19 protein-coding genes are annotated in these 20861 nt (G+C 70.3%); 10 read left to right on the plus strand and 9 right to left on the minus strand.

Annotation, left to right across the window (positions count from 1 at the left end; genetic code table 11):
• Positions 1-32: 32 nt before the first annotated feature.
• The gene (locus OG883_RS28080) at positions 33-1010 is read left to right on the plus strand and encodes a ribose-phosphate diphosphokinase (RefSeq protein ID WP_266546271.1); all 978 of its coding nucleotides are present in this window, start codon (positions 33-35) and stop codon (positions 1008-1010) included.
• A 211-nt stretch (positions 1011-1221) separates the two neighbouring features.
• On the opposite strand, the gene OG883_RS28085 is transcribed toward OG883_RS28080, so the two are convergent.
• Both OG883_RS28085 and OG883_RS28090 read right to left on the minus strand, forming a co-directional pair.
• Positions 1222-2151 (minus strand): serine hydrolase, encoded by a 930-nt coding sequence (locus OG883_RS28085; RefSeq protein WP_266546274.1) that lies wholly within the window; start codon positions 2149-2151, stop codon positions 1222-1224.
• Positions 2148-3095: a LysR family transcriptional regulator gene (locus OG883_RS28090; RefSeq protein ID WP_266546312.1), complete on the minus strand. Its 948-nt coding sequence runs from the start codon at positions 3093-3095 to the stop codon at positions 2148-2150. Before OG883_RS28090 ends, OG883_RS28085 begins: the two co-directional genes overlap by 4 nt.
• Positions 3096-3243: 148 nt before the next feature.
• On the opposite strand from OG883_RS28090, the gene OG883_RS28095 reads away from it, so the two are divergent.
• The 4 genes from OG883_RS28095 to OG883_RS28110 all read left to right on the plus strand — a co-directional run bounded on the left by OG883_RS28095 (position 3244) and on the right by OG883_RS28110 (position 6915).
• Positions 3244-4764 (plus strand): penicillin-binding transpeptidase domain-containing protein, encoded by a 1521-nt coding sequence (locus OG883_RS28095; protein WP_266546315.1) that lies wholly within the window; start codon positions 3244-3246, stop codon positions 4762-4764.
• 291 nt (positions 4765-5055) lie between these two features.
• Entirely contained in the window at positions 5056-5649 is a 594-nt protein-coding gene (locus OG883_RS28100; RefSeq protein WP_266546317.1) for a 50S ribosomal protein L25/general stress protein Ctc, read from the plus strand.
• 84 nt (positions 5650-5733) lie between these two features.
• Positions 5734-6327 carry an aminoacyl-tRNA hydrolase gene (pth, locus tag OG883_RS28105; protein ID WP_266546320.1) on the plus strand — a complete coding sequence of 198 codons (594 nt, stop codon included), beginning with the start codon at positions 5734-5736 and terminating at the stop codon, positions 6325-6327.
• Positions 6328-6495: 168 nt separating this feature from the next.
• Positions 6496-6915, plus strand: coding sequence for a hypothetical protein (locus tag OG883_RS28110; protein WP_266549515.1), 420 nt, complete (start codon positions 6496-6498; stop codon positions 6913-6915).
• A 43-nt stretch (positions 6916-6958) separates the two neighbouring features.
• Here OG883_RS28110 and OG883_RS28115 read toward each other — a convergent pair whose 3' ends face one another.
• Together OG883_RS28115 and ppc are read right to left on the minus strand one after the other, a co-directional pair.
• Positions 6959-7555: a Uma2 family endonuclease gene (locus tag OG883_RS28115; RefSeq protein ID WP_266546322.1), complete on the minus strand. Its 597-nt coding sequence runs from the start codon at positions 7553-7555 to the stop codon at positions 6959-6961.
• Positions 7556-7651: 96 nt separating this feature from the next.
• Positions 7652-10381 carry a phosphoenolpyruvate carboxylase gene (ppc, locus tag OG883_RS28120; protein WP_266546325.1) on the minus strand — a complete coding sequence of 910 codons (2730 nt, stop codon included), beginning with the start codon at positions 10379-10381 and terminating at the stop codon, positions 7652-7654.
• A gap of 212 nt (positions 10382-10593) precedes the next feature.
• Between ppc and OG883_RS28125 the strand changes: the two genes are divergently transcribed.
• The 3 genes from OG883_RS28125 (at position 10594) to OG883_RS28135 (ending at position 14261) form a co-directional block, all read left to right on the plus strand.
• The gene (locus OG883_RS28125; protein ID WP_266546328.1) at positions 10594-11574 is read left to right on the plus strand and encodes a fatty acid desaturase; all 981 of its coding nucleotides are present in this window, start codon (positions 10594-10596) and stop codon (positions 11572-11574) included.
• Complete coding sequence (locus tag OG883_RS28130; RefSeq protein ID WP_266546331.1) at positions 11571-12263, plus strand: TetR/AcrR family transcriptional regulator; 693 nt, start codon at positions 11571-11573, stop codon at positions 12261-12263. The genes OG883_RS28125 and OG883_RS28130 overlap by 4 nt, the downstream gene beginning before the upstream one ends.
• Positions 12264-12512: 249 nt before the next feature.
• The gene (locus tag OG883_RS28135; protein WP_266546334.1) at positions 12513-14261 is read left to right on the plus strand and encodes a VCBS repeat-containing protein; all 1749 of its coding nucleotides are present in this window, start codon (positions 12513-12515) and stop codon (positions 14259-14261) included.
• 133 nt (positions 14262-14394) lie between these two features.
• On the opposite strand, the gene OG883_RS28140 is transcribed toward OG883_RS28135, so the two are convergent.
• Positions 14395-15216, minus strand: a complete 822-nt coding sequence (locus tag OG883_RS28140; RefSeq protein WP_266546337.1) for a trans-aconitate 2-methyltransferase — start codon at positions 15214-15216, stop codon at positions 14395-14397.
• Positions 15217-15348: 132 nt separating this feature from the next.
• Here OG883_RS28140 and tamR point away from each other — a divergent pair, with 132 nt between their 5' ends.
• On the plus strand, positions 15349-15846 hold the full coding sequence (tamR, locus tag OG883_RS28145) for a MarR family transcriptional regulator TamR (protein ID WP_266546340.1): 498 nt from the start codon (positions 15349-15351) through the stop codon (positions 15844-15846).
• On the opposite strand, the gene OG883_RS28150 is transcribed toward tamR, so the two are convergent.
• Complete coding sequence (locus OG883_RS28150) at positions 15805-16584, minus strand: response regulator transcription factor (protein WP_266546342.1); 780 nt, start codon at positions 16582-16584, stop codon at positions 15805-15807. The genes tamR and OG883_RS28150 overlap by 42 nt on opposite strands.
• A gap of 241 nt (positions 16585-16825) precedes the next feature.
• Between OG883_RS28150 and OG883_RS28155 the strand changes: the two genes are divergently transcribed.
• The gene (locus tag OG883_RS28155; RefSeq protein ID WP_266546345.1) at positions 16826-17275 is read left to right on the plus strand and encodes an N-acetyltransferase; all 450 of its coding nucleotides are present in this window, start codon (positions 16826-16828) and stop codon (positions 17273-17275) included.
• A gap of 266 nt (positions 17276-17541) precedes the next feature.
• On the opposite strand, the gene galK is transcribed toward OG883_RS28155, so the two are convergent.
• The 3 genes from galK to galT are packed head-to-tail and all read right to left on the minus strand — an operon-like array spanning position 17542 to position 20680.
• Positions 17542-18666 carry a galactokinase gene (galK, locus tag OG883_RS28160; RefSeq protein ID WP_266546348.1) on the minus strand — a complete coding sequence of 375 codons (1125 nt, stop codon included), beginning with the start codon at positions 18664-18666 and terminating at the stop codon, positions 17542-17544.
• Positions 18663-19616 (minus strand): UDP-glucose 4-epimerase GalE, encoded by a 954-nt coding sequence (galE, locus tag OG883_RS28165; RefSeq protein ID WP_266549518.1) that lies wholly within the window; start codon positions 19614-19616, stop codon positions 18663-18665. The genes galK and galE overlap by 4 nt, the downstream gene beginning before the upstream one ends.
• A gap of 11 nt (positions 19617-19627) precedes the next feature.
• Positions 19628-20680 carry a galactose-1-phosphate uridylyltransferase gene (gene galT, locus OG883_RS28170; protein ID WP_266546351.1) on the minus strand — a complete coding sequence of 351 codons (1053 nt, stop codon included), beginning with the start codon at positions 20678-20680 and terminating at the stop codon, positions 19628-19630.
• Positions 20681-20861: the final 181 nt, after the last annotated feature.

Here is a 20861-nt window from a genome sequence, read left to right on the forward strand (position 1 = left end):
CGGCCAGAGAACACGTCTGAGGAGACAGTGCTGTGACCGGGATCAAGACGACCGGCGAGAAGAAGCTGATGCTCTTCTCCGGCCGCGCCCACCCCGAGCTGGCCGAGGAGGTCGCGCACCAGCTGGGTGTCGGCCTGGTGCCGACGAAGGCTTTCGACTTCGCAAACGGCGAGATCTACGTCCGCTTCCAGGAGTCGGCACGTGGTGCCGACTGCTTCCTGATACAGAGCCACACGGCTCCGATCAACAAGTGGATCATGGAACAGCTGATCATGATCGATGCGCTGAAGCGGGCCTCGGCCCGGAGCATCACCGTGATCATCCCGTCCTACGGCTACGCCCGTCAGGACAAGAAGCACCGCGGCCGCGAGCCGATCTCGGCCCGCCTGGTCGCCGACCTGCTGAAGACCGCGGGTGCGCACCGCATCCTCACGGTCGACCTGCACACCGACCAGATCCAGGGCTTCTTCGACGGCCCGGTCGACCACCTCTCCGCGCTGCCGGTCCTCGCCGACTACGTGGGCGCGAAGGTGGACCGTGCCAAGCTCACCGTCGTCTCCCCCGACGCCGGCCGCGTACGCGTCGCCGACCGCTGGTGCGACCGTCTCGACGCCCCGCTGGCGATCGTGCACAAGCGCCGCGACAAGGACGTCGCCAACCAGGTGACCGTCCACGAGGTCGTGGGCGAGGTCAAGGGCCGCGTCTGTGTCCTGGTCGACGACATGATCGACACCGGCGGCACGATCTGCGCCGCCGCGGACGCGCTGTTCGCCAATGGTGCCGAGGACGTCATCGTGACGGCGACGCACGGCATTCTGTCGGGCCCGGCAGCGGACCGTCTGAAGAACTCCAAGGTCAGCGAGTTCGTCTTCACGAACACCCTGCCCGACCCGGGCGACCTCGAGCTCGACAAGATCACGGTGCTGTCGATGGCGCCGACGATCGCGCGTGCGGTGCGCGAGGTCTTCGAGGACGGTTCGGTGACGAGCCTCTTCGAGGAGCAGGCCTAAGTACGTACGAGAAGGGCCGTCCCGGTGCTCCCGGGACGGTCCTTTCTCATGCCCGCGGCGCCGATGCCCACGATGCTCATGCCGCGGCGCTCATGCCGTGGCGCCGATGCCCACGATGCTCATGCCGCGGCGCTCATGCCGTGGCGCCGATGCCCGCGGCGCTCATGCCGCGGCGCGGCCGACGCCCGCAGCGCACTCATGCCCGCAGCGCTCATGCCCGCAGCGCTGATGCCCTCAGCGCGTCGACGGCGATACGTGCCGCCCGGCCGATCGCCGCGTCGGCCGCCGGCAGCGTGACGGCCGTGGACGCGGCCCGGGTGAAGACCGCGACCGCGTACCGCCCGCCGTCGGGATATTCGACGACCCCCACCTCGTGGCGGAGGGTCGGCAGGGTTCCGGTCTTGCCCGAGACCCGCACGTCGTCGAAGGGGAAGCCCGAGGCGAGCCGGTGGCTCCAGGCCTGGAGGCCGAGCAGCGCCCGCAGTTCGGCTCCGTATTCCTCCCCCTCCTCGCCCTCCGCCCCGCGCGCTCCCTCGCACACCTCGTCGCGCCAGATCGCGGCCAGCAGCGCGGCCATCTCGCGCGGCGTGCTGCGGTTGGTACGGGCCGGGTCGAGGACCCTGAGCCGGGATACCGCCGCCGGGTCGACCAGCGCTGCCGCGCCGCCCGCGCCGGCGTCCTCGGCCATGGAGGCGTACAGCTCGCGCATGGTCTGCACGGCGACGGTACGGCGCAGGCCCAGTTCGCCCATGGTGCGATTGACGGTGTCCCGGCCCACGGCGTCCCACAGCAGATCGGCGGCGGCGTTGTCGCTGACGGCGACGGCGAGGGAAGCGAGGTCGCGCAGCGAGAGGCGGGCCGCGTCGCGCATCACCCCCAGGCCGGTGGGTCCCGCACTGCGCGCCCCGGCGGGGATCTCGGTCTGCCGCCGCAGGTCGATGCGGCCGGCCGCGGCCTCGCGGTAGAGGGTGGCGACCAGGCACACCTTGTGGACGCTGGCGGTGGAGACGTCCGCGTCGCCGCCCACGGCGATCCTGGTGCCGCTGTCGATGTCGGCGGCGTACAGCTGCCCGGTGACACCGGCGTCGGCGAAGGCCTCGACGATACGGGTGCGTGCTGCGGGCGTCGGCACGGCTGTCACAGCGGGAACTCCGATGCGGGGCGGGGGAACAGGGGCCTTTCGAGGCGGGCGGCGAACATTCCGGCGTGCGCGAGCAGGGCCTCGTACGCGGCCTCGGCGAAGATCCGTACGGCGGGCCCGTCCCGGCCCTGCGGCCAGGCCGCCGAGGTGCGCCAGGTGACGGGGGTGCCGCGCAGCGGCCGCCACACCGTACCGGGCTCGGGGGCGGGCTTCGGCACCAGGGCGGCGGCGGCCCCGGACAGGACCAGCGCACGGGTGAAGTCGGCTCCCGCCGCCTCGTGCACGGCCGCGGGGGTGCAGCCGTGCCGGGCGCAGGCGGTGAGGGTCTCGTCGTGCAGAGCGGGGGCGGTGGCACGGGGGAAGAGGACCAGTTCGCGGCCGGTGAGTTCGGCGGCGGCCACCTCGTCCCGGTCGGCGAGGGGGTCGTCGGCGGCGAGCAGCGCCCCCAGCGGCTGGTGCAGGAGCGGGCCGAAGCCGAGTCCGGGGGCGGGGCACGGGTGGCGGACGATGCCGGCGTCGAGCGTGCCCGCGGCGAGTTCGGCGCTCTGGTCGGCGGTGGTGAGCTCGCGCAGTTCGAGGGTGCCGCCGGGTGAGCGGTCGCGGAAGCCGGTGAGGAGGGCGGCGACGGCCGCGCCGCCGAGCTGGGGCGGTACGGCTGCGCGCAGGGTGCCGGCCGCGCCGCTCTGCACCCGGGCGACGGCGGCCCTGAGCCGGTCGGCGGCTTCGAGGAGCCCGTCGGCCTCGGCGAGGACCAGGCGTCCGGCGGGGGTGAGGGCGGTGCCTCTGCTGGTGCGGTCGAAGAGCCGTACGCCGAGCTCGCGCTCAAGGCGCTGGATGCGCTGGGAGAGGGAGGGCTGGGCGATGCGCAGCCGCTCGGCGGCGCGGCCGAAGTGAGCTTCCTCGGCGACCGTACGGAAGTACCGCAGATGCAGCAGCAGGTCCATGAACAGCAATGATAGGCAGAATCGAATGATGTGGATCCCGATATGGGTCTTGGACCGACCGCCGACGGGTCTGTTCTGCTGACGGCATGACGACGACACATCGGGTGGGGCGGCGGCTTCGGCCGGCGGTGGCCCTGACGGGGGGGTGGTGGCGGGCACAGCGGGCTGGGCGGTGCTGTACGGGCCGCTGAGGAGCGAGGCCGCACCGTCGGCCGCGGACCCGGAGGCGGTACAGACCGCGCGGATGTTTCTCGCGCACTGGGCGAAGGGCGATCTGCCGGCGGCCGCGCGGCTCACGGACTCCCCGGACACCGCGGAGCAGACACTGCGGAACTTCACCGCAGGCCTGGAGATAAAGAAGCCGGTCCTCGCGGCGGGCGCCGCCCGCGCGGAGGGCAAGGACGGTGCGACGGTCGCGTACACGGCGAAGATGCCGGTGGGCGGGCTCGGGACCTGGGCGTACGGCTCCGGGATCGGCCTGAGGAAATCCGCCGGGAAGTGGGCGGTGCACTGGGAACTCCCGTTGATCCACCCGGAGTTGAACGACGAGCAGAAGTTCAGGCTGACCAGGGAGGAGTCGGAGGAGCTGAACGCGGTGGACCGGGACGGCAGGGCGGTCTCCGCCTCCGGCCATCCCTCGCTGGCCGCGGCCCTCGGCCTGGGCGGTGGCAAGCCGCGCGGCTCGGTGCAGGTGGTGGACCGGGCGAGCGGCGAAGTCCGTTCCACGGAGGCTCAGTTCGGCCCGGCGGCGCCGAAGGGCGACGGTCCGCTGCGGACCACGGTCGACGCGGGTCTGCAGCAGGCGGCCGAGCGGGCGGTGGAGCGGCACGCGGAGGGCCGCAATGTCGGTCTGGTGGCACTGCGCATCGACAACGGCGAGGTGCTCGCGGTCACCAACTCCCCCGCCACGGGCTTCAACCGGGCCTTTCTGGGGACGTACGCCCCCGGCTCGACGATGAAGGTGATCACCAGCGCGGCGCTGCTCTCCAAGGGAGCGGTCACGCCGGAGCAGCGCGTGGAGTGCCCCAAGTACCTCACGGTCGGCAAGCAGTTCCACAATGTGGAGACCTCGGAGATCAAGGGCGCGACCTTCCGGGACGACTTCATCCACTCCTGCAACACGGCGTTCGTGGCACTGCGCGGCAAGCTGGCGAACGACGAGCTGACCCGGTTCGCCCACGACTACTTCGGGATCGGACAGGAGTGGCGCACGGGCGTCGGCTCGTTCGACGGCGAGGTGCCGGTGCCCGCGAACGAGACGGAGAAGGCGGCGGCGCTCTTCGGTCAGGGCAGGCTGCGGGCCAACCCACTGGTGATGGCCTCGGCGACGGCGACGGCGGCCTCGGGCCGCTTCCAGCCGCCCGTTCTCGTACGCGGGCAGAAGGAGGCACGGGTGGAGACCCGCGAGCTGCCGGGGAAGGTGGTCACCCAGCTGCGCGGGCTGATGCGGGCGACGGTCACGGACGGGTCGGCGAAGGTGCTGGCGGAGCTGGGCGGGGACGTCGGGGCGAAGACGGGTACGGCCGAGGTGACCGAGAACGGGAACAACGGCTGGCTGGTGGCGTACCGCGGGAATGTGGCGGTGGCGTGCGTGGTGGAGGGCGCGAACCGGGGGTCGGGGTCGGCGGGGCCGATCGTGCGGGACGTCCTGGCGACGGTGGGCGACTGAGGCCGGGCGGGTGGAGGGCCCGGCCCGGCGGGCGAGGTTCCCGGCAGGGGCGAGGGGGGTCCCGGCCCGGCGGGTCAGGGGTCCGGTCCGGCGGGTCAGAGCCGGCGAATCGGACCCCGTGAGTGATCCACTTTGGGCGCTGGACCGGCGCTGGGTAGACTGTCCGAGTTGCTCGGCGAGGGAGGCCGCACCTGTGTGTGCGGCGGTCCGTTATCGACGCGCTCTTCGTAGCAGGCCTGTCGTGGCCGGGTGACCGCCACCAGATTCTTTTCTGCCATACGAGGAGTGCACATGTCCGAGGTGAAGCTCGCCGCCGAGCTCCGTTCCGAGTTCGGCAAGGGCGCCGCCCGCCGCATCCGCCGCGAGAACAAGGTTCCCGGCGTTCTGTACGGCCACGGCTCCGACCCGATCCACATCTCGCTGCCGGGCCACGAGCTGCTGCTCGCCCTGCGTACGTCCAACGTTCTGCTCGCCGTGGACATCGAGGGCAAGACCGAGCTGGCCATCCCGAAGGCCGTCGTGCGCGACCCGCTGAAGGGCTACCTCGAGCACGTCGACCTCCTCATCGTGAAGCGCGGCGAGAAGGTCAACGTCGAGATCCCCGTGCACACCGAGGGCGACCTGGCCCCGGGTGCGTACCTGGTCGAGCACGTGCTGAACGCCCTGCCGGTCGAGGCCGAGGCCACGCACATCCCCGAGTCCGTCACGGTCTCCATCGCGGGCCTGGCGGCCGGTGACTCCATCCTCGCCAAGGACGTGCCGCTGCCGTCCGGCACGACCCTGGCCGTCGAGGACGACACCGTCGTCCTGCAGGTCCTGGCCGCGCAGGCCGAGGAGCCGTCCGCGGACGCCGAGGGCGAGGGTGCCGAGGGCACCGAGGCCTGAGCCGTAGGCTCTGCTTGACGGGGTGGCGGGCTGCGGCCCGCCACCCCGTTTCCCTGTATCCGCACGCGAGGAGACGCAGCGCAGATGTCGGACGCGAACGCCCCTTGGCTCGTCGTGGGCCTCGGCAATCCCGGGCCCGATTACGCAGCGAACCGGCACAACGTCGGGTTCATGGTCGCCGACCTGCTCGCGGAGCGCATCGGCGGCAACTTCAAGCGCGCGCCGAAGGCGCAGGCACAGGTCCTCGAGGGCCGGATCGGGGCACCCGGCCCGTCGAACCGGCGGATCGTGCTGGCCAAGCCCATGTCGTACATGAATCTCTCCGGTGGCCCGGTCACGGCGCTGCGGGACTTCTACAAGGTGCCGACGGCCAATATCGTCGCGATCCATGACGAGTTGGACATCGACTACGGCACGCTGCGGCTCAAGCTGGGCGGCGGCGACAACGGGCACAACGGCCTGAAGTCCATGACCAAGTCGATGGGCGCGGACTATCACCGGGTGCGGTTCGGGATCGGCCGCCCGCCGGGCCGGATGCAGGTCGCCGACTTCGTACTGAAGGATTTCTCGTCGACGGAGCGCAAGGAACTCGGGTACCTGGTGGACCGGGCGGCGGATGCGGTCGAGTGCCTGGTCATCGACGGCCTGGAGCGCGCGCAAAGTACCTATAACTCCTGATGCCGTGCCTTACCGGGCCCCTCGTGCCCCAAATTCTGGCCACAGGTTGACCGAGCGCGCCCACATGGCCAAGGATCGCGCCCCATGCACCTCTCTTCCAGGGGACACCGCACCCGGACCCCCCGGACCCCCGGCAATCACGCGTTCCTGTACGGCCGCCGTGCCGCGATGGCCTGCGTCGCCCTCCTGCTCCTCGTGGCCGGCTTCTCGTCGTCCTGGGGCACGGCGCAGCATGTACTGCTCTCCAAAGGCCGCGAGCACGGCACCCTGAAGGTCACCAGCTGCGGCGAGCGCACCTGCACCGGCCCGTACGACCCCGAGGGCTCCGCCGCGCCGCGCAAGGGCATGACGATCGAGAAGTCGGTGGCCGCGCCGAAGGGCAGGACGCTGACGGTGGTGGTGAAGCCCAGCTCGGCCGAGGTGGTACGCACGGGATTGGCGGGCAGTCTGCACGCCTGGCTCCCGTTCGGCGGCGCCCTGCTGCTCGCGGCCCTGGTGATCGGCGGAGGCCTGCGCCTGACCCGTACCGCCTGGGGAACGGCGGCAGTCGGCGGGGCGCTGCTGGTGGGAGCGTTCTTCGCGCTCTGACGTCGCGCTCCGACGTCTCGCTCCGACGTCGCGCTCCGAGCCGTCAGAGGTGGTCGATCTCGGTGAGATCGATGTCGATGTGGAACGGGCTGCTCATCTTCAGTACGTCGTGATGGATGCCCTTCAAGGTGTACGCGCTGGTCTCCGCGTCGAGTTCGTACACACGGACCACCGGGCGGCTGCCCTCCCCGGAACGGTCGACCAGCCAGAAGTGCGGAATACCCGCCCTGGCGTACTTGTGGGGCTTGGTGTCCTTGTCCCGGGCCTCGGAGTCGGGCGAGACGACCTCGACAGCGAGCACGACGTCCGCGACCAGGAAGTGAGTCGTGTCCGGACCGGTCACACTCTCGGCACGGACGACGGAGATGTCCGGCTCCGGGCCGTTGCGCTTGTCGATCACCACGGTCATCTCGCGACAGACCCTCAGCTCCGGTGGCACTGTACGGCGCAAGCCGGCCACGAGAAGGTCGATCACGATGAAATGGAAACAGCGCTGCGGACTCGCAAAAACCAGGCTCCCGTCGATCAGCTCTGTGTGCCGCGGGAGGTCGGGCAGCGTCAGCAGGTCGTCCACGGTGTACCCGTCCTGAGGCGGCACCGGCCAGTGAGGTACGGACTCGTCGGTCCTGGTTTCTCGCATGGGCGGGATCCTGGCCCGGATGTTCCACGACAGCGGTACGCTTCCGGCCCCGTCATCACAACGAGTGACGGGGCCGGAAGCAAGGCGAAAAGGGCGTCAGCCCGTGTTGCGCAGACCCGCCGCGACGCCGTTCACCGTCAGCAGCAGCGCACGCGCCAGCATCGGGTCCGGCTCCTCTCCCCGTTCCGCGGCCGCGCGCTGGCGCGCCAGCAGCGAGACCTGGAGGTAGGAGATCGGGTCCAGATAGGCGTCACGGATCCCGAACGTCTGCTGCAGCACCGGATTGGAGCCCAGCAGCCGCTCGCCGCCCGTCACCTTCAGGACCTCGCTGACCGTCAGCGCGTGCTCCGCCTCGATCGCCGTGAAGACATGCTTCAGGTTCTCGGGCACCAGCGTGTCGACGTAGTGGCGGGCGATCCGCAGATCGGTCTTCGCCAGGGTCATCTCCACATTCGCGATGAAGTTCCGGAAGAAGTGCCACTGCTCGTGCATCTCGTCCAGGACCGTGTCCAGGCCCGCCTCGCGCAGGGCCTTCAGCCCCGACCCGACACCGAACCAGCCCGGCACGATCTGCCGTGACTGCGTCCAGCCGAAGACCCACGGGATCGCCCGCAGGCCGTCGAGGCCCGCGCCCGAGTCCGGCCGGCGCGAGGGCCGCGAGCCCAGGTGCAGCTCCGCCAGCTGGTCCACCGGAGTGGAGGCGAAGAAGTACGCGGGCAGATCCGGGTCCTCGACCAGGCGCCGGTACGCGTCGTGCGCGGCTTCCGAGACCGTGTCCATCGCCGCGTCCCAGCGCGCCAGCTCCTCGTCCGACTGACGCGGCGAGGTGTGCAGCGCCGAGGCCTGCAGCGTGGCGGCAACCGTCAGTTCCAGGTTCTCCCTGGCCAGCGACGGGATCAGATACTTGTCGGAGATGACCTCGCCCTGCTCGGTCACCTTGATCTCGCCCTCCAGCGTGCCCCACGGCTGCGCGAGGATCGCGTCGTGCGAGGGGCCGCCGCCACGGCCCACCGTGCCGCCGCGGCCGTGGAAGAGCCGCAGCCGGACGCCGTACCGGTGCGCGACGTCACGGAGCCTGCGCTGCGCCCGGTGGATCTCCCACTGCGAGGTGGTGATGCCGCCGAACTTGGACGAGTCGGAGTATCCGAGCATGACCTCCTGCACATCGCCGCGCAGCGAGACCAGCCGGCGGTACGACGGGTCGGCGAGCATCCCGTCCAGGATCACGTCCGCGGCCTTGAGCTCGTCGGTCGTCTCCAGCAGCGGCACAATGCCGATCTTCGCCCAGCCGCCGTGCAGATCGATCAGCCCGGCCTCGCGCGCCAGCACCGCCGCGGCGAAGACATCGTCCGCGCCCTGGCACATCGAGATGATGTACGACTCGATGACTTCGGGCCCGAAGCGCTCGAAGGCCTGCTTGACGGTGTGGAAGACGCCGAGGGTCTTCGCCCCCGCGGCGTCCAGCGGCGCGGGCGTCGGGGTGAGCGGCCTGCGCGACCTGAGCTCCTTCGCCAGCAGCTTCTGCCGGTAGTCGCGCGGCATGTCCGCGTACCGCCAGGTCTCCTCGCCGAGCCGGTCGAAGAGCTGACCGAGCGCATAGTGATGCGCGTCGGCATGCTCGCGTACGTCCATGGTGGCGAGCTGCAGTCCGAACGCCGCGAGCGTACGGATCACCCGGTCCATCCGGCCGTCGGCGAAGAGCCCGCCGCGGTGCGCGCGCAGCGACGTCTGGATCAGCGTCAGGTCCTGCACCAGTTCGGCGGTGCCGAGGTAGTCGCGGCCCTCCTCGTGGGGCGTGCCCTTGGCGAGGCGCTCGCGGGTGTTGACGAGCTTCTGCCGGATGCAGGTGGCCTTGAGGCGGTACGGCTCCTCGGCGTTCAGCCGCTTGTAGCGGGGGCTGATCTCGGGCAGTCGCTCCAGGTCGGTCTGCAACGACGCCAGCAGCTCCTCCGTGGCGCCCGCATAGCGGACTGAGTTCGACAGCAGCCCGCGCAGATAGTCGATGACCTCGATGGCGTCGGTGATGCCGTGCTCGTGCTGGAGGATCAGCACCTCCCAGGTCACCGCGGGGGTGACGTTGGGGTTGCCGTCGCGGTCGCCGCCGATCCAGGTGCCGAAGGTCAGCGGCCGGGTCCCGGCGGGCAGCTCCACGCCGACCCGCTCCAGCTCGGCGGCCAGGTCCTCGAGCACATCGCCGACGGCGCCCGCGTGCAGCTCGTCGAGGTAGTAGATCGCGTTGCGCGCCTCGTCGGCCGGTTCGGGCCGCACCACGCGCAGCTCGTCGGTCTGCCAGATCAGGTCGATGTTCTCGGCCAGCCGCAGATCGTGCCGGCGCCGGTCCGCTTCGATGACCGGGCTCTCGAGGAGCTCGGCGATGCGACGCAGCTTGTTCAGTACGGAACGCCGCGCCGCCTCGGTGGGGTGCGCGGTGAACACGGGCCGTACGTTCAGATTCTTGACGGTCTCCCGCAGATGCTCGGGGTCGGCGTCCTTGAGCCGGTCCGCGGTACGGGCCAGCAGCCCGCCCTCGACGGCACGCCGCTCGCGCATCTCGTGGCCGCGGTGCACCTGCTCGGTGACGTTGGCCAGATGGAAGTAGGTGGAGAAGGCACGCACCAGCTTGGTTGCGGTCTCCAGGTCGGTGTCGCCGAGCAGCTCGGCTGCGGCCTCACCGTCACTGCGCGTCAGCGCACGGACACGCTCGACGAGCTCGAGAAGCTCGGGGCCCTCCTGGCGGACGAGGGTCTCGCCCAGGAGATCGCCCAGTCGGCGGATGTCGGCACGCAGTTCGGCGCTGGCGGTTGGGGTCTGGTCGGCACTGCTCACAGGTGCGGCTCCTTGCAGTGTTTGAGCACGTCTGGAGGGGTACTGGAGGCTTGCGGACCGCGCTGTCCGACGACACCCAGGATAGGTGTCCATTTCCGAGACGTTATCCACAGGTCTCTTGCCGCCACGCCGCTCACTGCCATACTTACGATGCCGTAGGTTACGCATCCGTAGCCCGGTTCCTTCGAATCTCCCACCCCACAGGGGACCCCATGACCAGAAGCCAGAATCTGCTGGACGACGCCCCGAAGCCACAGTCGGGCGAGCTGCCCCCTGCCACGCTGGGCGGCGACAGCAAGCGGTCGATCGAGCAGATCGCCCTGCTGCTGTTCATCACGGTGCCCTTCGTCGCTGTACTCGCCGCGGTGCCGCTGGCCTGGGGCTGGGGGGTCAGCTGGCTCGATCTGGGTCTGCTGGTGGCCATGTACTACATCGGCTGCCACGGCATCACGATCGGCTTCCACCGCTATTTCACGCACGGCGCCTTCAAGGCGAAGCGCCCGCTGCGCATCGCGCTCGCGATCGCGGGCTCGCTGGCGGTCGAGGGTCCGCTGGTGCGCTGGGTGGCCGACCACCGCAAGCACCACAAGTTCTCGGACGCCGAGGGCGACCCCCACTCGCCGTGGCGTTTCGGCGAGACGGTGCCCGCGCTGATGAAGGGCCTGTGGTGGGCACACATCGCCTGGATGTTCGACGAGGAGCGGACATCGCAGGCCAAGTACGCACCCGACCTGATCAAGGACCCGGCGATCCGCCGGATCTCCCGCGACTTCATCTACTGGACGATCCTCTCGCTCGCCATCCCGCCGCTGGTCGGCGGTCTGGTCACCATGTCGTGGTGGGGTGCGTTCACCGCCTTCTTCTGGGGTTCGCTGGTGCGGGTGGCCCTGCTGCACCACGTCACCTGGTCCATCAACTCCATCTGCCACGCGGTCGGCAAGCGCCCCTTCAAGTCCCGCGACCGCTCGGGCAATGTCTGGTGGCTGGCGGTGCTGTCCTGCGGCGAGTCGTGGCACAACCTCCACCACGCGGACCCGACCAGTGCGCGGCACGGTGTGCTGCGGGGCCAGATCGACTCCAGCGCCCGGCTGATCCGCTGGTTCGAGCAGCTGGGCTGGGCGTACGACGTGCGCTGGCCGGATGCGTCTCGCATCGCGGCCCGACGCAAGAGCAACTCCGCAGACCCGGCATGATTGACGACGTGGCGATCGACGGCGGTACCAGCAATGCGGACAAGAGCAGCCGGCCCTCCGGGAGCCGGCGCACCCGCCGTGTGCGGATGACCGGCGCGGAACGCCGCGAACAACTGCTCGACATCGGCCGCACCTTGTTCGCCGAGAAGGGCTTCGAGGGCACCTCGGTCGAGGAGATCGCGGCGAAGGCCGGTGTGTCCAAGCCGGTCGTGTACGAGCACTTCGGCGGCAAGGAGGGTCTGTACGCCGTCGTGGTGGACCGCGAGATGCGCCAGCTGCTGGAAATGGTGAACGGCGCGCTCACCGCGGGGCATCCGCGCGAGCTGCTCGAGCAGGCGGCGTTCGCGCTCCTCGACTACATCGAGATGTACACCGACGGCTTCCGCATCCTGGTGCGCGACTCCCCTGTCGCCCAGTCCACCGGCACTTTCGCGTCGCTGATCAGCGATATCGCGACACAGGTCGAGGACATTCTGGCCGGTGAGTTCAAGTCCCGCGGCTTCGACCCCAAGCTCGCCCCGCTGTACGCGCAGGCGCTGGTCGGCATGGTGGCGCTGACCGGGCAGTGGTGGGTGGACGCCCGCCGCCCGAAGAAGGCGGAGGTCGCGGCGCATCTGGTGAACCTGGCGTGGCACGGGCTGGGCAGCCTGGAGGCGAAGCCGCGGTTGATAGGGCACCGCAAGAACTGAGGCCCGACGGCTGTCGGCGGACGATCCCCGGCGGGCCGCCGCCGGCCGGCCGGCCCTTCCCGTACTTCTGACCTCTGCGACATCAACCCCCCACTGTCACCCCGAGGTTGTACGATCCGCATCACTCCGGGGCGAGTTCGCCACAGACGTTTCGCCACAGACGTGAAGACGGTACGAGCTCCTTCACCCGGCCTCACTCCATTCCCCAGGGGGACTTTGTCTTCAGTGGAACCCGGCCGTGCTGCCGGAATGCGTTTCAGACCCGCCCGGCGCATCGCGGCCTGCACCGCGCTCGCCCTCTCGGCGGGCATGCTGCTCGCCCTCCCGGCTCACGCGGACGACGCTCCGGCGCCGCGCGCGCCGGTCGAGCAGGTCACTCCCGGCTCGGGACAGCAGCCGAAGCTGACGTTCCCGCCGCGCTCCGGCGGCAACGGCGGCAAGAAGCGGTCCGAGGCGATCGGGGCGGCCGATGTCTCCCCGGCGATGCCGCGCAGCGACGTCGACGGCGACGGATTCAGCGAGCTGTTCTACCGGGCCCCCAACGGCAAGACCTACGTCGCTCCGTCCAGCGGTGCAGATACGTACGAGTACCGGTTCAACGCGGGCATCCACGAGTCGCCCAACGAGACGTACAAGGATGTCTTCTCCATCGCCGGGCTGGAGGAGAGCGGCCCCGTCCACTTCACGCTGGGCGCGTCCGGACGGCTCTCGGCGTACCGCAGCTCCGCCGACCAGGGCGACATCATCTGGTCCGGCACCGGCTGGCAGCAGTTCAACAAGGTCTTCTCCCCCGGCGACCTGACCGGTGACGGCGTCGGTGATGTGCTGGCGCGTACGAACGCCGGCGATCTGTACCTGTACCGGGCCACTCCGGGAGCGGCCTCGCCGTTCGCGGGCAAGGTCAGGATCGGTGGCGGCTGGCAGCAGTTCGACCAGCTCGTCGGCGTGAACGACGTCAACAGCGACGGTGTCGCCGATCTCTTCGCCCGCAATCCGGCCGGCACGCTCTACTTCTACTCCGGCACCGGGGACGTCGCCCGGCCGTTCAAGGACAAGGTCGCGCTCGGCACGGGCTGGCAGCAGTACAACCAGCTCTTCGGCCTCGACGACATCAACGGCGACGGGCTGAGCGAGCTCATCGCCCGCAACACCGCGGGCGTGCTCTACAGCTACAGCTCGACGGGCACGGGCACGTTCCTCCCCCGTGCGGAGTTCGGTTCCGGCTGGAACGTCGCCGTGCAGTTCGGCGGGGCGGGCAACAATCCCACGTGGGGCAAGAGCGAGCTCCTCGGGCTCGACACCAAGGGCACGCTCTACTCCTACTACAGCCTGAACAACGGTCAGCTGAGCGCCCGTGAGCGGATCAGCGACGTCGGCGGCTGGAAGGGAGCGAAGCCCACCCTTGTCTCGTCGCTCGACAACAACGGGTTCTCCGACCTGCTCGAGGTGTACAACAACACGCTGTTCAACTACAGCCACACCTCGGGCCAGGTACAGACGATCGGCACCGGCTGGGGCGTCTACAACACCCTCGTCGGCCCCGGTGACCTGAGCGGCGACGGCAAGGGCGACCTGCTGGCGCGTGACGGCTCCGGCGCGCTGTACCTGTACCGCGGCAACGGCACCGGTACCGCGTTCGCCACCAAGGTCAGGATCGGCGGCGGCTGGCAGCAGTTCAACAAGCTGGCCGGCGCCGGTGACCTCACCGGCGACGGCAGGGCGGACCTCCTCGCCCGTGCCAAGGACGGCAAGCTCTACCTGTACCCGGGTACGGGCGTCGCCACTGCCCCCTTCGCGGCGAAGAAGCTGATCGGCGGCGGCTGGCAGCAGTTCACCCAGCTGGCGGCGCCCGGTGACCTCACCGGCGACGGCCGGGGCGACCTCCTCGCCCGGACCTCCGCGGGCGAGCTGTTCCGCTACGACGCCAACGGCGCCGGCGGCTTCAAGGCCAAGGCCAAGATCGGCACCGGCTGGAACACCTACAGCAGCCTGCACTGACGCTGCCGGTCCCACCTGAAGCGCCCCGTCGCCGTGCACCGGCGGCGGGGCGCTTCTGCGTCCGCTCAACGGGCCGTGCCCCAGAACTCCTGTCGGTCGGCCGCGAGTTGGTGGCGCTCGGCAGCGGCGGGCATCACGACACCTTCCGCGCGACGGCAAAGATCCTGCGGAACGGAAACACCGTGCCGTGCGGGCCCGGTGGGTAGGCCTTGCGGAGCAGATCGCGGTACTGGCCCAGGAATTCGTTCACCGCCGCGGAGTCGTCGGCGAGCTCGGTGAGGACCGGGCGCAGGGCCGTGCCCTTGACCCAGTCGAGCACCGGGTCGTCCCCGGTGAGGAGTTGGAGGTAGGTCGTCTCCCAGGCGTCCGCCTCGCAGTCGAGGTCCACGAGGCGGGCGAGATAGTCGGCCGGCTCCAGTATGTGGATATAGCGCCGTCCATGGTCGCCCAGGCGGCTGCGCCACTGCGGCGTTTCGCAGAGTTCGGCGAGGAGAGCATGGCTGGGGGCGGTGAAGTTGCCCGGAACCTGAAAGGCGAGCGTGCCACCCGGGGCGAGGCCCTCGATCCACAGAGGGAAGGACTCGGGGTGATTGGGAACCCATTGCAGTGCGGCGTTGGAGACGATCAGGTCGTACGGCTCGTCGGGCGTCCAGTGCGCGGCATCGGCAGGCCTGAAATCGAGCCAGCCGCCGCCGGCCGTGGTGCCCGCGTATTCCTTGTCCGCAAGCGCGAGCATCTCGGGCGAGAGATCGAAGCCGGTGATATGGGCGGCGGGCCAGCGGTCGGCGAGGAGCGCGGTGACATTGCCGGGGCCGCAGCCGATGTCGGCTATGCGGGCGGGACGGTCGCCGTGGGGCAGCCGGGATATTCGGGCGAGCAGATCAAGGAAGGGTCTGGTGCGATGGTCGGCGTGGCGCAGGTACTGGTACGGATCCCAAGTTGGTGCGGAATGCATGCTCGAGCCCCCTTACAGGAACGGTGCGCCGAAGCGGAACGGTAGTTCCAGCCCGACCATGCCCAAGCTTGCGCCCGAATATATCTTGATGTCAAGAGACTTCACGTCGACAGACCATCTACACTGATCGACATGGAGGACGAGGTCGATCGACTGGTCGCAGCATGGCGCCGTGAGCGCCCCGACCTCGACGTGGAACCACTCGAGGTGCTCAGCCGCGTCTCCAGGCTTGCACGCCATCTCGACCGGGCCCGGCGGCTTGCCTTTTCCGAGCACAATCTGGAGCCGTGGGAGTTCGACGTACTGACCTCGCTGCGGCGAGCGGGGGCTCCGTACCAGCTCTCGCCCGGCCAGCTGCTCACTCAGACGCTGGTCACCTCGGGCACCATGACCAACCGCATCGACCGGCTCGCCAAGAAAGACCTGGTCGAGCGGCTGCCCGACCCCAGCGACCGGCGAGGGGTGCTGGTGCGCCTCACCCCCGAGGGCCGCGACCGCGCCGACCAGGCACTGGCCGGTCTGCTCGCCCAGGAACGCGCCATCCTCTCCGAGCTGTCACCCGCACAACGGGGTGAACTGGCGGGTTTGCTACGCCAGTTGACCGCCCCGTTCGACAACATCCCCGGCTAGGTCGACCGGACCCACCCCGGCGCGGCGCGCGAGGGCGACCGCGGCGAGCGTGGAGTGCACGCCCAGCTTCCCCAGAACGTTCTGCATATGCGTACGAACGGTGTGCGGGGACAGGAAGAGGCGCTCGGCGACGGCCTTGCGCCCCAGACCCGCAACCATGCACCGCAGCACCTCCCGCTCACGCGGGGTGAGCGACTCCACGAGCCGCTCACTCTCGGTGCGGTGCTTGCGGGCTGCGGTCAACTCCCGCAGTACGCCGGTGAGCAGGGCGGGTGGCAGATGCGTCTCGTCCCGCAGCACCCCCCGTATCACCACGAGCAGGCGCTGCAGCGAGCAGTCCTTGGCGACCCAGCCCGAGGCGCCCGCCTGGAGCGCGAGGGCCGCGCGGCGCGGGTCGTCCTTCTCGGCGAGCACGACGGTACGGACGGCTGGCTGCCCGGTACGGACTCCGGCGACCAGGGAGATGCCGTCGACGAGGCCCTCCTCGCCGTTGTCCGGGACGGCGCGGGCCACCGGCGCGATGTGGCCGCCGGGCACCGCGAGGGCGCCGAGGTCGGCGTCGACCAGCATCACATCGAATCTGCGCCCCTCGGCGGCCGCCCGCTCCAGGCAGCGCAACGCGGCGGGACCGCTGCCGGCCGCCGCGACGTCGACGTCGGGCTCGGCCGCGAGGGCCGCTGCGAGCGACTCGGCGAAGATGCGGTGGTCGTCCACCACCAGGACCCGGATACGAACCACAGACACCCCCAGTGTCGGAGGACGGACCGGCGCGGATACGGCGCCCGGGCAGATGGAGTACTACAGCCTTCGCCCGGCCGCCGTGCTGTGACTGATACCCCGCCCCGGGCGTCGTACCCGGCTGTCTCGCCCCCTGATCAGCACCGGCCCCCACCGGTGTTGAGCATCAGAGTACGGCTGGGGGGCTGGAGCGGAAGGCTATTTGCAGAACTGACTGGCCAGGGTGTTTAGGGTGTGCCTCATGTTTCGTATGGAGACAGAAGTCGACAAAGATCGGCGGATCCTGCTCGGCGAACGGCTGGAGCAGAGCAACGCGGAACGGTCACCGGCGATACGGGTGTTGCGGGGTACGCCGCACGAGGACGAAGTGCCGCTGGAGGTCTGGGCGTTCGAGGACGCATCGGGCGAACTGGCCGCCGGCCTGACGGCCTTCACCTGGGCGCGATGGCTCCACGTGGACCTGCTCTGGGTCGCGGACCGTCACCGCGGCACGGGCCTGGGCACCCGCCTCCTGACGGAAGCGGAACGCGCGGCGCGGGAGGAGAGGGGCTGCGGGTGGGCGCGTGTGGAGACTTGGGACTTCCAGGCGCCGGGGTTCTACGGGAAGAGAGGGTACGAGGTGGTGGGCCGGGTGGAGGACTATCCGCCGGGGGCGACGGAGTTCATCCTCGCGAAGCGCCTGAGCGCCTGAGCGCCTCGCGGTCTGAGGGGGTGCTCTCCCCCACCCCGTCCCTATCCCTGAACCGGGGGCCAACCGGGGGCCATGGGGGGCTTCGCCCCCCACACCCCCAAAGCGCCTGCTTCGCGGCGCCGTCGGCCCGGCGGCGGCGGTATGGCGGGCCCGGCGGGCACGGGCCTCAGCGGCACGGTGACCCGCACATGCCGCCGGCGCAAGGAGACGTGCGGCAGCTCCGGCGACCTCGCGGGGGCATGAGCACTGCCGGAGTGAGCACCCCCTCAGGACAGGCGCGTTGCGCCCTTGGACGGGGTGGCCGGGAAGATGCGTGGGTCCGCGTGGGATCCGGACGCGAATGCCTCCTCGATCGACTTCGTCACGGTCGGGGCCGTCGACACGTCCGTCAGGACGATCGCCGAGCCGCCGAAGCCGCCGCCCGTCATCCTCGCGCCCAGTGCGCCCGCCGACAGGGCCGCGTCGACCACCAGGTCCAGCTCCGGGCAGGAGACCCGGAAGTCGTCCCGCAGCGAGGCGTGCCCCTCCGTGAGGACCGGGCCGATCGCCGGGACCTCGCCCGCCTCGAGGAGGGCGATCACTCGCTCCACCCGGTGGTTCTCCGTCACGATGTGGCGTACCAGAGCGCGTACCTCCGGGTCGTCCAGCCGGGACAGAGCCGCCGGCAGGTCCGCGTACGGGATGTCCCGCAGCGCCGGCACCCCCAGCGCCGCCGCTCCCGCCTCGCAGCCCGCGCGGCGCTTGCCGTACTCGCCCTCGCTGTGCGCGTGCTTGACCCGGGTGTCGACGACCAGGAGTTCCAGACCGAGCGCCGCCAGGTCGAAGGGGATCTGGCGCTGCGAGAGATCCCGGGTGTCCAGATACAGCGCGTGGCCCGCGGTGCAGCATGCCGAGGCCGTCTGGTCCATGATCCCGGTGGGGGCGCCGACGTAGACGTTCTCGGCGCGCTGGCACAGCCGGGCCATCCGCCACCGCTCCAGGCCCAGTTCGTACAGGTCGTTCAGGGCGAGGGCGGTGACGACCTCCAGCGCGGCGGACGACGAGAGTCCCGCGCCCGCCGGGACCGTCGACTCGAAGTGGACGTCCGCGCCGCCCACCGCGTGCCCCGCGTCCCGCAGCGCCCACACGACCCCCGCCGGGTAGTCCGTCCAGCCGCCCGGACCCCGCCCCGGCGCGAGTTCGTCGATGCGCAGTTCGACCGCGCCGCCCGCCGCGCCCGCCGTGTCCGCCGTGTCCGCCGTGTGGAGCCGCAGCACGCCGTCGTTCCGGCGCGCCACGGTCGCGACAGTGGTGTGCGGCAGCGCGAAGGGCATCACGAAACCGTCGTTGTAGTCGGTGTGCTCACCGATCAGGTTCACCCGACCGGGGGCCGCCCACACACCCTGGCTCATGACGCGCTTCCCCTCCCACGGGCAAAGGCCCAGGCGTCCGCCACGATGCCTGCCAGGTCGGCGCGGCTCGGGTGCCAGCCCAGGCGTTCCTGGGCGGTCGCCGCCGAGGCGACCAGCACCGCCGGGTCGCCGCCGCGGCGCGCGGCCATGACCTCCGGGACCGGGTGCCCCGTGACCTTGCGGACGGTCTCGATGACCTCGCGGACCGAGAATCCGTTGCCGTTGCCGAGATTGCAGATCAGGTGCTCGCCGGACCTCGCCGCGTCCAGCGCGAGCAGATGGGCTTCCGCCAGATCCGCGACATGGATGTAGTCGCGTACGCAGGTGCCGTCCGGGGTCGGGTAGTCGTCCCCGTACACCGAGATCGACGCCCGCTTGCCGAGGGCGACCTGCAGCACCAGCGGGATGAGGTGCGACTCCGGGTCGTGGCGCTCCCCGTAATTCCCGTACGCGCCCGCCACGTTGAAGTACCGGAGGGAGACCGCCGCGAGACCGTGCGCGGTCGCCTCGCCCGTGATCAGGTGGTCGACCGCGAGCTTGGACGCGCCGTAGGGGCTGGTGGGGGCGGTCGGGTCGGCCTCGGTGATCGGGGTCGAGACGGGCTCTCCGTACGTCGCCGCGGTGGAGGAGAAGACGAGCCTTCGCACCCCCGCGGACCGCATCGCGGCGAGCAGCTCCATCGTCCCGCCGACATTGTTCGCCCAGTACTTCTCCGGCTTCACGACGGACTCGCCGACCTGCGAGAACGCCGCGAAGTGCAGCACCCCGTCGTACGAGGAGTCCAGCCACTTCTCAGCGTCCTGGATCCGGCCCTCGATGAACTCCGCGCCCGCCGGCACCCCCTCCCGGAACCCGGTGGAGAGATCGTCGAGCACGGTCACTCGGTGCCCGGCCTCCAGCAGATGCTGGGCAACCACGCTGCCGACATACCCCGCGCCGCCCGTGACCATGTACTTCTTGCTCACTCGCTCGCTACCTCTCGCAGTCGCTCTGCCGCGGTTTCCGGCGGCACGTCATTGATGAACACGCTCATACCGGACTCGGAACCCGCGAGGAACTTCAGCTTGCCGGAAGTGCGGCGAATGGTGAAAAGCTCGAGATGGAGGCCGAAGTCGCTCCGGTTGACGCCCCGCATCTCGACGAACGGCGCCTGGTGCCAGGCCGCGATGTACGGCGTCGGCGGTTCGGCGTCCCCGAAGATCCGGTCGAAGCGCCTCAACAGTTCCAGATAGATCTGTGGGAACTCTGTGCGCGCCGCGTCGTCCAGCGCCCGCAGATCCGGCACCCGCCGCCGGGGGTAGAGGTGCACCTCGTACGGCCAGTGCGCCGCGTACGGCACGAAGGCCACCCAGTGCTCGCCCTCCAGCACGACCCGTACCCCGTCCGCCCGCTCGCGTGCGACGAGGTCGTCGAAGAGGTTGCGGCCGGTACTCGCCCGGTGCTCGCCCGCCGAGCGCAGCATCAGCTCGGTGCGCGGGGTCACGAAGGGGTACGCGTAGATCTGGCCGTGCGGGTGCCCCAGCGTGACCCCGATCTCGGCGCCCCGGTTCTCGAAGCAGAAGACCTGCTTCACCTGTGGGAGCTCGGCGAGCTCGGCGGTGCGGTCCGTCCACGCCTCGAGGACCAGGCCCGCCCGGTCCTCGGTGAGGTCGGCGAACGAGGCGTCGTGGTCGGAGGTGAAGCAGACGACCTCGCACCGGCCCGAGTCGCCGGCCAGCGACGGGAAGCGGTTCTCGAAGACGGCGACGTCGTAGTCGGCGGCCGGGATCTCGCTCAGCCGCCCGTCCCGGGAGGGGCAGAGCGGACATTCGTCGGCCGGTGGGTGGTAGGTGCGGGCCTGTCGGTGCGAGGCGATGGCCACCGCGTCGCCGAGCAGCGGGTCGCCGCGGACCTCGGCGGTGGTGGAGATCGGATCGAGCGGCCGCCGGTCGACGGCGTCGCGTACGGCGTCGTCCCGGGAGTCGTAGTAGAGCAGTTCACGACCGTCGGCGAGCCGGGTCGACGTCTTCTTCACTGTGAAGCTCCCTCACCGCACCCATCAAACAGAACCGCACACAAAAAATCACAAGCCAACAGTAGCGTCAATGGGTGAACAGCAAGACCGACATCCCGACGAGGACAAGAACGAGCACGACCACGACCACGACGACCAGGACAACCAGGACGACGAGGACGACGAGGACGACGAGAGCTCA

This window comes from Streptomyces sp. NBC_01142, assembly GCF_026341125.1.
In the GTDB taxonomy this organism is placed as follows: Bacteria; Actinomycetota; Actinomycetes; order Streptomycetales; family Streptomycetaceae; genus Streptomyces.

Bases quoted from the DNA above. Each gene is read 5' to 3' on its own strand.
- OG883_RS28155 (WP_266546345.1), top strand. From the start codon at position 16,826: ATGTTTCGTATGGAGACAGAAGTCGACAAAGATCGGCGGATCCTGCTC.
- tamR (WP_266546340.1), top strand. From the start codon at position 15,349: ATGGAGGACGAGGTCGATCGACTGGTCGCAGCATGGCGCCGTGAGCGC.
- OG883_RS28090 (WP_266546312.1), bottom strand. From the start codon at position 3,095: ATGGACCTGCTGCTGCATCTGCGGTACTTCCGTACGGTCGCCGAGGAA.
- OG883_RS28110 (WP_266549515.1), top strand. From the start codon at position 6,496: ATGGCCTGCGTCGCCCTCCTGCTCCTCGTGGCCGGCTTCTCGTCGTCC.
- galE (WP_266549518.1), bottom strand. From the start codon at position 19,616: ATGGTCACGGGCGGCGCGGGGTATGTCGGCAGCGTGGTTGCCCAGCAT.
- galK (WP_266546348.1), bottom strand. From the start codon at position 18,666: ATGAGCCAGGGTGTGTGGGCGGCCCCCGGTCGGGTGAACCTGATCGGT.
- OG883_RS28100 (WP_266546317.1), top strand. From the start codon at position 5,056: ATGTCCGAGGTGAAGCTCGCCGCCGAGCTCCGTTCCGAGTTCGGCAAG.
- OG883_RS28125 (WP_266546328.1), top strand. From the start codon at position 10,594: ATGACCAGAAGCCAGAATCTGCTGGACGACGCCCCGAAGCCACAGTCG.
- pth (WP_266546320.1), top strand. From the start codon at position 5,734: ATGTCGGACGCGAACGCCCCTTGGCTCGTCGTGGGCCTCGGCAATCCC.
- OG883_RS28140 (WP_266546337.1), bottom strand. From the start codon at position 15,216: ATGCATTCCGCACCAACTTGGGATCCGTACCAGTACCTGCGCCACGCC.
- OG883_RS28130 (WP_266546331.1), top strand. From the start codon at position 11,571: ATGATTGACGACGTGGCGATCGACGGCGGTACCAGCAATGCGGACAAG.
- OG883_RS28135 (WP_266546334.1), top strand. From the start codon at position 12,513: ATGCGTTTCAGACCCGCCCGGCGCATCGCGGCCTGCACCGCGCTCGCC.
- OG883_RS28115 (WP_266546322.1), bottom strand. From the start codon at position 7,555: ATGCGAGAAACCAGGACCGACGAGTCCGTACCTCACTGGCCGGTGCCG.